The organism is Pseudarthrobacter sp. S3 (assembly GCF_050156905.1).
Lineage (GTDB): Bacteria > Actinomycetota > Actinomycetes > Actinomycetales > Micrococcaceae > Arthrobacter.
In genome coordinates this window covers 3,035,974-3,048,452 of sequence record NZ_CP189583.1, presented here as the reverse complement: position 1 = coordinate 3,048,452, position 12,479 = coordinate 3,035,974, and the positions used below count along the sequence as shown (strand labels likewise).

Below are 12,479 nucleotides of genomic sequence, written 5' to 3'. Positions count from 1 at the left end.
AGTGAACAACGTTCCAAACGAAGGCGGGGTTCTTGGTCCCGCGGCCAGGGAAGCATCGATCGCCAGGCTCAGGGCTACCTCGGAACCCGGCAACGAACTGGACATCCTGATTGTCGGCGGCGGCATCGTGGGCGCCGGAGCGGCGCTGGACGCCGTGACCCGAGGCCTCAGTGTGGCGATTGTGGAAGCCAGCGACTGGGCGGCCGGCACGTCGTCGCGTTCCTCCAAGCTGATCCACGGCGGCCTGCGCTACCTGGAGATGCTGGATTTCGGGCTGGTGAAGGAAGCGCTGCACGAACGTGGCCTGATTCTTTCGGTTCTGGCACCGCACCTGGCCCGGCCCGTGCCGTTCCTGTATCCGCTGACCAAACCGTTCCTCGAGCGGCCCTATGTGGGCGCCGGGATCGCACTCTATGACGCCATGTCCATTACCGGCGGGCACAGCCGCGGCGTGCCGTTCCACAAGCACCTCAGTAGGCGGGGCACCCTCAGGGCCGCCCCCAGCCTGAAAAAAGACGCTTTTGTGGGCTCCATCCGCTATTACGACGGCCAGGTGGATGACGCCAAGTACGTGGCGAACCTTGTCCGGACGGCCGCACACTACGGCGCCCATGCGGTGAACCAGATGGCGGTGGTGGACTTCCTGCGGGAAGGTGAACGCGTGGTGGGGGCCAAAGTGGTCAACCACGAAGACGGTACGCACTTCAACGTCAAAGCGAAGCAGGTCATCAACGCCACCGGTGTATGGACTGACGAAACCCAGGCGATGGTCACGGACCGGGGGCAGCTCAAGGTCCGGGCGTCCAAGGGCATCCACCTGGTAGTGCCCCGAGACCGGTTCCAGTCCACGGTGGGGCTGATCCTGCGCACCGAAAAGTCCGTGCTCTTCGTTATTCCGTGGGGCAGGCACTGGATCATCGGCACCACGGACACTGAGTGGAACCTCGACAAGGCCCACCCTGCAGCCTCCAGCAAGGACATCGACTACATCCTCGAGCACGTCAACCGGGTCCTCAAACGCCCGCTGACCAGGGAGGACGTTGAAGGCGTCTACGCCGGACTGCGCCCCCTCCTGGCTGGGGAGAATGATTCCACGGCGAAACTGTCGCGTGAACACATCGTGGCCCACCCCGTACCGGGCCTGGTGGTGGTGGCCGGCGGCAAATGGACCACCTACCGGGTTATGGCCAAGGACGCAGTGGACGAGGCCACCCGCACCATGGATGAGCGGGTCCCGGCGAGCTGCACCGAAACCATCCCGCTGCTCGGTGCCGGCGGATTCAAGGCAGCCTGGAACCGCAGGAGCAGGACCGCCGACGAGTCCGGCGTACACGTGGCCCGGGTGGAGCATCTGCTGAACCGTTACGGGTCCATGACTCCGGAGGTACTGGACATCATCGCCCGGAATCCCGAATTGGCTGAGCCGTTGCCCGGTGCTGACGATTACCTGCAGGCCGAAGCCGTATACGCCGCTACCCACGAAGGCGCCCGGCATGTCCATGACGTCCTGACCCGGCGGACACGCATTTCCATCGAAGCCTGGGACCGTGGTGTATCGGCGGTGCCGGTTGTCGCTAAACTTATGGGCGAAGTCCTTGGCTGGAGCGATGTACAACGCGAAAGCGAAATAAAGCACTACATAGCACGCGTTGAAGCTGAACGGCTGAGCCAGCAGCAGCCGGACGACGAATCGGCCGACGCCGCACGGCTGGGTGTGGAGGACATTGTCCCTTTGCGCTGAGGCGGCACCGCATACCAGCACTTCTCCTGACTGAAGGGATACGCCTTGGCGGAACCACTTGACCGGTACGATGCCGATCTCACCACGTCCGATCTGGTGATTCTGGAGTTGGAAGCAACGGGCAAGTCGGACGCCGCGGCGCAACTCGCAGAGCGCCTCTTCGCCGCCGGGCGCGTCACAGACCTGCCGCGGTTCATGGAGCACGTCAACGCCCGCGAACACCAGCTCGCCACCGGCCTGCCGGGCGGGATCGGGCTCCCGCACGCCCGCAGCGAATTCGTTTCGCGGACGTCCATCGCTGTAGGCATCACCAAGTACGGCCACTCCCTGGACTTCGGTGCCGCTGACGGTCCGGCCACCGTCATCCTGCTGATCGCTACCCCGGCAAGCTCGTTTTCCGATCACCTCGAAGTCCTGGCCACGCTGGCACGCTCCCTGTCCAAGGAATCCTTTCGGGAGTCGCTGCGCCGGGCCTACGATGCCGAAGTCATCGCTGAACTTATCAACTCCAGCCTCGTGTTCTTCGACCACTAGCGATCGGGGGCTATTAGTTGTTCTACAGAGGAACGAAGTACGGTTAAGACGTGTGGAAAACAGCCCTTAAGCCCCGATGGATCGCAGGCCTGGTCTTCGCGATCGCCGTCTCCGGGGTGTTTGTCTTGCTCAGCCAGTGGCAGTTCGGGCGCTCCACGCAGCCCGAGGTTGCGGTGAATCCCGGCACCGAGGACGTGAGGGTGCTGACGGAAACGCTTGTCCCCGGATCATTCTTCCCCGGGTCAGTGTCAGACCAGATGGTCGCCGCCGAAGGAACCTACGACCCCGCCAAACAGGTTCTGGTGCCAGAGCGCCTGAAGAATGGCGAGAGCGGCTACTGGGTGGTTTCCGCCTTCGCCGTGACCGGAGCGCCTGCGGTCACCGGTGTCGCTGCTTCCCCGCAGACCTGGATTCCCGTAGCCCGCGGTTGGGTGGCAGAGCCCGACGACGCCGGCGCACCGCCGTCGGGCATTGTGAACCTGACCGGACGGCTGCTGCCGTCTGAATCGCCGCTGCCTTCCACCGCGCCGGACGCCGGACGCGCCACCGCCGTGTCGGTTGCCGAACTCATCAACTACTGGGACGTCAGCATGTACCCGGGATTTGTGGCCGCGACCTCGGAACTGGCCGCCGGGTCCGACCTGTCCGCGGCGGCCGTTGACGGAGCCCTGAAGCCCCTGGAAATCGGTCCCCAGCCGCCTGCCCAGCAAGTCAACTGGCTCAATCTCTTCTACTCGCTCGAATGGGTAGTGTTCGCCGGCTTCGCCCTGTTTATCTGGTGGCGCCTCGTGAAGGACGACTACCGGCGGGACCTCGAAGAGGAACTCGACGACAATCCTCACCATGATGCTCCGCCCGCCGAAGCAACTTCTGAACAGCTCCAACAAAAGGTAAAGCCATGATCGAACCGAAACCGGCCATCCAGCAGGGTCCTGCGCAGGGCAAAGGCAAGAAGCGCCGCTTCGGCGGTACCGAGCGGCAGATCCGGTCCGCGCTGAAGTTCTACAAGGTGCTGGCGTACCTCACCGGCGCCATGCTGCTGCTGCTCTGCGCCGAGCTCATCGCACGTTACGCCTTTGGTCAGTACCTTTTTGCCGGCGGCACCAGCGCCGTCACGGGCCAGACGTTCGGCCTGGGTTTCGCCGACGCCGAGCCCAAGGGCGTGGAGGGCGGCGCGAACATCTCCGTCGCCGTGCTGATCCTCCACGGCTGGATGTACGTGGTGTACCTGATCTCCAACTTCCGCCTGTGGTCGCTGATGCGGTGGCCTTTTATGAAGCTGATCCTCCTGGCACTGGGCGGCGTGGTGCCTTTCCTGTCCTTTATCGTGGAGAAGAAGTTCCACGCCGAGGTGGAAGCCGAACTGGCCGCGCACCCCCAGGCCACACAGCGCTACTGAACGCTGCAGCGGTGGGGAAGTCCCGCCGTCGGACGTTCACTGCGTCACACCCACGGTCCTGAATGTGCGGCAGGGCGATGCCGCAAAGTAGGCTAGTGAGGTGACTACTCCCACTGCATCCCAGACTTCCCAGAAGCCGGTGCTGGTTGTTGACTATGGTGCCCAGTACGCGCAGCTGATTGCCCGCCGCGTCCGGGAAGCGAATGTGTATTCGGAAGTGGTTCCGCATACCTTCACCACCGAGCAGCTCCTGGCCAAGAACCCCGCCGCCATCATCCTTTCCGGTGGTCCCTCCAGCGTTTACGCGGACGGTGCACCCGCCGTCGGCGCCGACCTGTTTGAGGCCGGCATTCCGGTCTTCGGCATCTGCTATGGCTTCCAAGCCATGGCCAATGCCTTGGGCGGGAAGGTCGACAAGACCGGCCTGCGCGAATACGGCTCCACCGAAACCACCATCCTCGGTGAGGGCCGCTCCGTCCTCGAAGGGATGCCGCAGCACCAGAACACCTGGATGAGCCACGGCGACTCTGTGCACGAGGCCCCCGAAGGCTTCGAAGTGCTGGCGACGACGGCCGGCGCTGAAGTGGCTGCCTTCGCCAACGAAGAGAAGGCCCTCTACGGCGTGCAGTGGCACCCCGAGGTCAAGCACTCGGCCTATGGCCAGCAGGTGCTGGAAAACTTCCTGTTCAAGGGCGCAAAGCTGGAGCCCAACTGGACCACGGGGAACATCCTCGAGGAGCAGGTGGACCGGATCCGTGAGCAGATCGGTGACGCCCGGGTTATCTGCGGGCTCTCCGGCGGCGTTGACTCTGCCGTTGCGGCGGCGCTCGTCCAGCGGGCCGTTGGCGACCAGCTGACCTGTGTGTTCGTTGACCACGGCCTGTTGCGCGAAGGCGAAGCCGAGCAGGTGGAACGCGACTTCGTTGCCGCCACCGGCGTCAAGCTGTACGTAGCCAACGAGCAAGAGCGCTTCCTGTCGGCCCTGGCCGGCGTCAGCGATCCGGAAACCAAGCGTAAGATCATCGGCCGCGAGTTCATCCGCGCGTTCGAAGAGGCCGAGCTGGCCATCATCGCCGAGGCCGCGGCCCACGGCGAGAAGATCAAGTTCCTGGTCCAGGGCACGCTGTACCCGGACGTCGTCGAATCCGGCGGCGGCGAAGGTGCTGCGAACATCAAGAGTCACCACAACGTCGGTGGCCTTCCCGAGGACCTGCAGTTCGAACTGGTTGAACCGCTCCGCGCACTGTTCAAGGACGAGGTCCGCGCCGTGGGCGCCCAGCTGGGCCTGCCCCAGGAAATCGTCGGGCGCCAGCCGTTCCCCGGCCCCGGACTGGGAATCCGCATCGTCGGCGACATCACCCAGGAGCGCCTGGACCTGCTACGCAAGGCAGACGCCATCGCGCGTGCCGAGCTGACCGCAGCCGGGCTGGACAACGAGGTGTGGCAGATGCCGGTAGTCCTCCTGGCCGACGTGCGCAGTGTCGGCGTCATGGGTGACGGCCGCACGTACGGCCACCCGATTGTGCTGCGTCCCGTTTCGTCCGAGGACGCCATGACGGCGGACTGGTCCCGCCTGCCGTACGATCTCCTGGCCCGGATTTCGAACCGGATCACCAACGAGGTGGAAGGCGTCAACCGGGTGGTGCTGGACGTGACCAGCAAGCCGCCGGGAACCATCGAGTGGGAATAGCAGTGTGAGTGGCCGGTCTCCGTCAGCGGAGGCCGGCCATTGTTGTCATCCGTTGAAATCCACGGCAATTTGGCCTGATCCAGTGTTGCGGTCTCTCATCCCGGCTTCATTGCGGCTACGCTCGAAAGTATGCCGGTATGGTCCAGGGCGTCACGTGCAAACGCAGAAAAGAAGGCAGTAGTGTCAGTTGGTCAAGGCCACCCGGAGGGTTCTGAGGAGCTTGGAAAATGGCTGTCCGGGCTTAAACCCGTCACCGGGGCAGACACCATGCTGCGTTTCACCAAGACCCCCGAAGGTTCCATTGACCTGACCCATGCGCACCCGTCCGGCCTGGCCCAGCTGATGGCCGGCCGCCGCACACGGCTGTCCACACTCATCCGGGACCACCAGCAGTACGTCGTCGCGGCCCGGGCATCGCGGAACATCCGCTCCAAAATCTTCGAACTCGGAAATGACCGTGGCATTGATGCCGGTTACCTATCGGCAGGCACCGTCGTGTGGACCTCCGCCGTCGGCGGCAAACCCCAGCGCATCTCCGCGCCGGTGATGCTCACCGCAATCTCGCTCACGGTCCGGCCAGGTGAGGACGACTACGAACTGCAGCTCACCGAGCAGGCCAACATCAACCCGGCCCTGGTCCGGCACCTGAAGACTGTCCACGGCATTGTGTTTGACGTTAACGCCGTGACCCGCCTCGCTTACAGCACCGCGCGCTTCGATCCCCAGCCTGTCCTGGACAGGCTCGCAACGCTTATCCGGCCCATCCACGGCGCCGAAGCCCAGCACAATTTGCTGGTGTCCACTTTCGCGGACCTTTCCGGAAACCTGGACGATCCCTGGATCAACGAGGGCAACCCGCTGGTCGCAGCCCTGGCCAAGGCGGCCGGCGGTGGGGTCATTGACGTACCCGTGCCGGACCCCTCCCGCTTCCCGAGCGTGGACACTCGCCACCCGGACGACGAACTGCTCCTCCTCGACGCCGATCCGGCCCAGCAATTCGTTATAGATGCCGCCCGTGCTGGAGACTCCCTGGTGGTCAGCAGCCCGCCGGGAACAGGACAGACCCAGACGGCCATCAACACCATCGGTGCCCTGGTGGATGCGGGCAAGTCTGTCCTGGTGGTAGGCGACCGCCGGGCCAGCCTGAACGAAGTATCCGCACAACTGGAATCGCTTGGACTTGAATCCATCCTGTTCCAGCTCTCCGGCACAGCCACCCCCCAGCAGCTCAAGGCCCAGCTGGTGCGGGCCATCGTGCGGAACGAAAAATCACTTGAGCCGCAGCTGGGGAACCTCCACCGGACCCTAACTGAGCACCGGCACGCGCTGATGGATCACGTGGCGTCCCTGCATAACGTGCGCCAGCGCTGGGGCTGTTCGCCGTATCAGGCCATGCAGTCACTGGCCGAGCTGACTTCCATCCATCCGGCTCCCGCCACCACCGTGCGTCTCAAACGCAGTGTGCTGGACAGCATCCGCGACCGCAATGAGCTCGCCGGCCGGCTCCGCCGCGCCGCCGAGCTTGGCAGCTTCAGCCGCGCGTCCACCGCCAGCCCGTGGCACGGCGCCCGGCTGCTCACCCGCAAGGAGACCGAGGAAGCCCAGGAGCTCGCCCGGTCAGTGGCGAAGAACCTGCCTATTCTGCGTGACCGGATGAACAGCGTGGCCGAACATGCCGAAATCCGGCTTGGCGAGTCCTTCTCGGAGTGGGGGAAGCAGCTCGAACTCCTCATGGCTGTCCGCGAAAGCCTCGATAAGTTCACACCGGACATCTTCGACAGGCCGGTCAACGATCTCATTTCCGCCACGGCGTCCTCCGCCTGGCGCCGGGAGCGGAACGTCGACATGGCCTCCATGCAGCGTTCCCGCCTGCGCCGGGTCGCGAAAGAGTACGTCCGTCCGGGCGTCCACATCAGTGATCTCCACAGCTCGCTGGTGCTGGTGCAGGAGCAGCGTGCACTCTGGTCCGGGTACGCCACCTCACAGCGCCACCCGGCCGTCCCCTCGGGCCTTGCCGAAATGAATGTGATGTACCGGTCGCTGGACCGGGAACTGACCCAGCTGGGCGAGGCCCTCCGGCACACACAGTCCGGTGGCTCGCTGGCAACGGCCCGCTATGAGGAACTCATGAAGCGGCTGGAGCGGCTCGTGGCCGACACCCACACGCTCAAAACGCTTCCCGAGCGCACGCTGCTCGTGGAAAACATGCGCGAGCACGGCCTGGGGGAGCTCCTGGCCGATCTTGCGGACCGGGAGGTTCCCGCAGGTTCCGTCGGAGCAGAGCTTGAACTGGCCTGGTGGCAGTCCGCGCTGGAAGCGATGATCAGCGGCGACGATTACCTCGCCATGTCTGACGGGGACGCGCTCCGGCAGCTTGAGGCCGAGTACCGGCTCGCGGACAACGCTCACATTGCCAGCGGAGCCGCGCGCCTGCGCTGGGAACTGTCCGAACGGTGGGGGGCCGCGCTTGCGGAACACCCGCGCCAGGCCCAGCTGCTCAGGAGCCTGCTCAAGGACGGCAGGGTTACCCTCGCGGCGCTGACGGCCCAGGCCGCCGAGCTGGTTCCCATGCTGGTGCCGGTCTGGTCGGTCAGCCCGTACCTCATGACCGGGCTCTTGCCGGCCGAACAGCACTTCGACGCCGTGGTCATCCTGGACGCCGAAGCGACGTCGCTGCAGGCCGTCCTGCCTGCCATCGCCCGAGCCGGGCAGGTCATTGCCTTCGGTGATGCCAAGATTGCCAGCCCCCGGACTTTCACTGTTGGTGTTGAGCGGCTGGCCGCCGGTGAGGCGGCCCACCATCGCGTCGAAAGCGCGTATTCGGCGCTGTCTGCGGTCCTGCCTGTCTGGCGGTTGAATTTTGTCTACCGCGCGGTTGACGAGGACCTGGTCCTGCAGCTGAGCAAGAACTCCTACGACGGCGCGCTCCGCAGGCTCCCGGAGGGGCAGTCGGCCACAGGACTGGACAGGGCGCTCCTGGTCGAGTACCTGCCCGACGGCACAGGGCTGCCCAGCGCCGACCACGAAGGCGTGGAATCCGTGGTGGCCGAGGTTAACCGCGTGGTCCAGCTGGTCTTTGAGCACGCCCGGACGCGGCCGCGCACGTCGCTGGCAGTGGTCACCGCCAGCCTGCGCCATGCTGCCCGGATTGGTGAGTCAATCCGTCTTCAGCTCCCGAACCACCCGGGACTGGCCAGTTTCTTCAGCGCAGGATCCGAGTCCTTCCGGGTGGTTGACCTTGAGCGTGCCCAGGGCCTGGTCCGTGACCACGTGATCTTCTCACCCGGTTTCGGCCGCACTCCGCATGGCCGGGCGCTGCACAATTTCGGACCCCTGTCGGCTGAGGGCGGGCGGGAAAAGTTCGCTTTGGCCATGACGCGTGCCCGCCGATCGCTCCACGTCCTGACGTGTTTCCAGCCCGAAGACCTTGACCACACGCGGCTGTCCTATGGTGCGGTGGACTTCTACGAGCTCCTTAACCGTGAAATTGCCGGAAAGACCGATCTCGGTACCCCGGCCTCGCGCGCCGCTGCCAGCGAGCAGGCGCTTGGGGCCGATCCCCTCGTGGCCGATCTTGGCGACCGGCTGCGTGCCCGCGGCGCCCGAGTCTGGCACCAGTACGACGGCGTGATTGACGTAGTGGCCGCAGCAGACCCGCTCAGCACCATGGGCCAGGACGACGCCGATATTCCGCGGCCGGTGGCCATCGAGTCGGACGGCACGGAGCAATACCGCACCATGAGTGTCCGAGAGCGGAGCCGGCTCCGCCCTCAGCTGCTGGAACGGATGGGCTGGCGGTACATGCCGCTCTGGACCATCGAAGTCTTCACGGACCCGTCCGCCTGCGCGGACCGGATCGCGGGTTACCTGGGCCTCGAGAATGTTCTGCCGCCCGGACGCGGCACTGCCTCCGGCGGATTCTTTGACGAGGACATGGACGCGCTCGCGCTGGGAAATATTGGAAACAACAGGAACGAAGACCAGGCCGGACGCCTGGCCAGTGAGGAGGCGGTTGTTGTGACGTCACGGAATGCCGATCAAGCCGAGACGCAAGGTGACGACCAGCCGGATGAGGCAGTTGACGGGACGGCCGCTGCGCCGGACCGCAAGGTGCCAGGGGCAGCAGGCATCTTGCCCAACAAGGCTGCGGAGGATGACCCGAAGCGCTGGGGCGACGGCCCGGACAACGATCACGACGCGTGGCTGAAGGAAAACAAGCCGCCGCACTGGGGCTGACCTCCAAGCTGCAACGGCTTCACCGCGCGATGCCTTCCGGTCCCACCAGGACGAAAAACAGTTTGCCCTGGGCGGAGGCCCCGGCAAGCCGCGCAGCCTGCTCCGGAGCTGCCGCCACGACAATCAGCCCGTCGGTTTCGCCGGTGCTTAGCCACTGACCCGTCCTGCCGCCCTGTCCTGATGTCCACAGGACGGGAACGGACGTTGCCAGCACTTCTGAGGGGGACTGCTGATCGTAGCCGTTCGCCCCGGTTAGTACCACGTTGACCAGTTGCCCGGGCGATACGAGCTGGATGGAGGAAGGATCGGCCATCCTCAAGGGCACGGCTGCGGAGCCCGGCGGCGTTCCGGTCAGCAGGCCGGGTCCCAGCAGCAGGGAGTCGGTCACAAGCTGGCCCTTCCGCAAGGGGGCTGCCAGTTGTTTTCCCGCGGCTTCACCGGTGTGGGATATGGCCCCGGCGGTCAGCATCCCCGGCGGGATCTTCGTTGCCGTCATGTCCGTGGCCGACAAGGCCGTGCCTGCGGGGAGGTCCCGCGCCGCAGCCAACACCGGGACAGTATCGGCGGGCGGGGGAGTGAGCTGATGGACCGTGATCCCCGCTGCAAGGCACAGCAGGAGCGCTATCGCAAGGCGCCGGTTCCGGCCCAGCCAGGCTAACAGCCTATGGCCACGCACGGCGCGGGGGCGTGCTAACGGGAGCGGACGGCGGACCTGGCGTCCCGGCGGGGCGGATCCGCGGCTGGAACGAAAGAGAGTAGCGGGCATGCAAACCACGCTACGTACCGGCAACGGAGTCCGACAGAAGCGAAGGTGCCTATGTGGAAAACCGAGCCGCCGGCGTCGTACGTCTTGTTAGAGGGGAGGTCAGCTGGCGGCAGCGGCCGTGGCAGGCGCCGGCGCGGCCACGGGGGCGGCAGGGGCAGCCGAAACGGTGCTTCCCTTGGTATCCCGGGAGTCAGTCCGGTAGAAACCGGAGCCCTTGAAGACCACGCCCACGCTGTTGAACTTCTTGCGCAAGGCGCCCTGGCACTCCGGGCATGACGTCAGGGTGCTGTCGGTAAACGACTGGAAAACGTCGAAGGCGTGGCCGCAATCCTTGCAGGCGTAAGCATAAGTGGGCACTGGGTGATCCTCCTCGGGGGCAAACGAGAGGTCCTGTGCCGCGCTGAACGAAAACCGTCCATTAGCAGTCGCAGGGCCTGAGTGCCAATTCTATCACCCCCGGAAAGTAGCCCTCCGTCAGGCTTTGTCCGGTAGCCGGATCAAACCTGACGGCGTCAGGGCAGCCGGCACCCTCCGGTCAAAGTCTTCGGCGGGAATGCTTCCGGCCGGAAGCAGTTCGGCATCGAAGACAACGGCCGCTAACGGGATCTCAAGTCCGTCTCGGCCAAGGGAGCCCAGCAGGACGTCGTAGTAGCCGCCGCCCTGGCCTACGCGGTTGCCGTCCCTGTCCACGGCCGTGGCGGGGATGAAGAGTGCGGCAACAGACGTCATGATGCCGAGGCCAAGGCGAGGTCCGGCCGGTTCCAGCACCGGTGCATAACGGCTGCGGACAAACTCGACGCCGGGGGTCCACTGCGTCCAGTTCAGCCGGCGTCCGGGCTCACAGACAGGGAGCAGGACTGTGTGGCCATGCCGATGGAGTTCGATGATCAGGGGCAGTGTGGGCGGTTCGGGTTCTACGCCCAGGTATGCGCAAAAGGTCGACGGCGTCCCACCGGTGAGCTGTTCAGCCCAGGCAACGCCGTGGACGGCCAGGGCGGCACCGGTGGTGTCGCGGTGAGTGGGATCCGTCGCGGCACGGCGCGCACGATGGCGTGCGCGGATGTCCGCCTTGGCTGCGCTGCTGTCTTCGGACATGCCGCTCCTTGGTTGCCGTTCCCTGTGGACGTTGCAGTCGCTGCGGTCCGTTGGCGCTGGAGCCACCAATAATTACTGAATGATCAGCCCCTCCGTTAGATTAGTCCAGTGACTACCACTCAGCAGACAGTACGCAAGGCCGTTATTCCCGCTGCCGGACTGGGCACCAGGTTCCTGCCGGCCACCAAAGCCATGCCCAAGGAAATGCTCCCGGTGGTGGACAAGCCGGCCATCCAGTATGTGGTTGAAGAAGCCGTCAGCGTTGGCCTGAACGACATCCTGATGATCACGGGACGCAACAAGCGTGCCCTGGAGGACCACTTCGACAGGGTTCCTTCGCTGGAGGACACCTTGGAAGCCAAAGGCGACCTCGCCAAACTTGAGTCCATCCAGGCAGCAAGCAACCTCGGTGACATCCATTACGTCCGGCAGGGTGACCCCAACGGCCTCGGCCACGCAGTGTTGCGTGCAAAGCAGCACGTTGGCAATGAACCATTTGCCGTCCTCCTCGGCGATGACCTGATCGATGCCCGGGACGAACTTCTCAGCACCATGATCGACGTCCAGTCCAAGACCGGCGGATCTGTGGTGGCCCTCATCGAGGTGGACCCCTCCCAGATCAGTGCCTACGGTTGTGCCGACGTGCAGGAGATCGACGGTGAAGGCTATGTCAGGATCAACAAGCTCGTTGAAAAGCCCAGTGTGGAGGAGGCGCCCTCCAACCTGGCCGTCATTGGCCGCTACGTCCTCCACCCGGCAGTATTTGACGTGCTCGAGCGCACCGGCCCGGGCCGGGGCGGGGAAATCCAGCTGACGGACGCCCTACAGGAACTGGCTGCCGGCGAAGGCGAGGGCCACGGAGTTTACGGCGTGGTCTTCCGCGGCCGCCGCTACGACACCGGCGACAAGCTCAGCTACCTCAAGGCCTGCGTCCAGCTCGCCATCGACAGCGAAGACCTCGGCCCAGGCCTGCGGGAATGGCTGCCGGGCTTCGCAGCCGGCCTCGCTAAATAACTGC

Annotated in this window: 10 protein-coding genes; 7 read left to right on the top strand and 3 right to left on the bottom strand. The window is 65.1% G+C overall.

Going from position 1 to position 12,479, the window contains the following annotated elements; genetic code table 11:
• Position 1 precedes the first annotated feature (1 nt).
• From ACQCSV_RS14580 to ACQCSV_RS14555, 6 genes are all read left to right on the top strand, one after another.
• A complete protein-coding gene (locus tag ACQCSV_RS14580) occupies positions 2-1,741 on the top strand; it encodes a glycerol-3-phosphate dehydrogenase/oxidase (protein ID WP_282329404.1) in 1,740 nt (579 codons plus the stop codon).
• A 45-nt stretch (positions 1,742-1,786) separates the two neighbouring features.
• Positions 1,787-2,275: a PTS sugar transporter subunit IIA gene (locus tag ACQCSV_RS14575; protein ID WP_354153379.1), complete on the top strand. Its 489-nt coding sequence runs from the start codon at positions 1,787-1,789 to the stop codon at positions 2,273-2,275.
• Between the two features lie 50 nt (positions 2,276-2,325).
• Positions 2,326-3,177, top strand: coding sequence for an SURF1 family protein (locus ACQCSV_RS14570; RefSeq protein WP_426938665.1), 852 nt, complete (start codon positions 2,326-2,328; stop codon positions 3,175-3,177).
• Positions 3,174-3,674 carry a DUF3817 domain-containing protein gene (locus ACQCSV_RS14565; protein ID WP_426938664.1) on the top strand — a complete coding sequence of 167 codons (501 nt, stop codon included), beginning with the start codon at positions 3,174-3,176 and terminating at the stop codon, positions 3,672-3,674. The genes ACQCSV_RS14570 and ACQCSV_RS14565 overlap by 4 nt, the downstream gene beginning before the upstream one ends.
• Positions 3,675-3,774: 100 nt before the next feature.
• A complete protein-coding gene (gene guaA / locus ACQCSV_RS14560) occupies positions 3,775-5,364 on the top strand; it encodes a glutamine-hydrolyzing GMP synthase (RefSeq protein ID WP_354153382.1) in 1,590 nt (529 codons plus the stop codon).
• Between the two features lie 129 nt (positions 5,365-5,493).
• A complete protein-coding gene (locus ACQCSV_RS14555; RefSeq protein WP_354153383.1) occupies positions 5,494-9,600 on the top strand; it encodes an AAA family ATPase in 4,107 nt (1,368 codons plus the stop codon).
• Positions 9,601-9,619: 19 nt separating this feature from the next.
• Here ACQCSV_RS14555 and cpaB read toward each other — a convergent pair whose 3' ends face one another.
• The 3 genes from cpaB to ACQCSV_RS14540 form a co-directional block, all read right to left on the bottom strand.
• The gene (cpaB, locus tag ACQCSV_RS14550) at positions 9,620-10,366 is read right to left on the bottom strand and encodes a Flp pilus assembly protein CpaB (RefSeq protein ID WP_354153384.1); all 747 of its coding nucleotides are present in this window, start codon (positions 10,364-10,366) and stop codon (positions 9,620-9,622) included.
• 99 nt (positions 10,367-10,465) lie between these two features.
• A complete protein-coding gene (locus ACQCSV_RS14545; RefSeq protein WP_354153385.1) occupies positions 10,466-10,723 on the bottom strand; it encodes an FmdB family zinc ribbon protein in 258 nt (85 codons plus the stop codon).
• Between the two features lie 117 nt (positions 10,724-10,840).
• On the bottom strand, positions 10,841-11,461 hold the full coding sequence (locus ACQCSV_RS14540; protein ID WP_426938663.1) for a 5-formyltetrahydrofolate cyclo-ligase: 621 nt from the start codon (positions 11,459-11,461) through the stop codon (positions 10,841-10,843).
• 108 nt (positions 11,462-11,569) lie between these two features.
• Here ACQCSV_RS14540 and galU point away from each other — a divergent pair, with 108 nt between their 5' ends.
• Positions 11,570-12,475, top strand: coding sequence for a UTP--glucose-1-phosphate uridylyltransferase GalU (gene galU / locus ACQCSV_RS14535; RefSeq protein WP_354153387.1), 906 nt, complete (start codon positions 11,570-11,572; stop codon positions 12,473-12,475).
• The last annotated feature ends 4 nt before the right edge of the window (positions 12,476-12,479 follow it).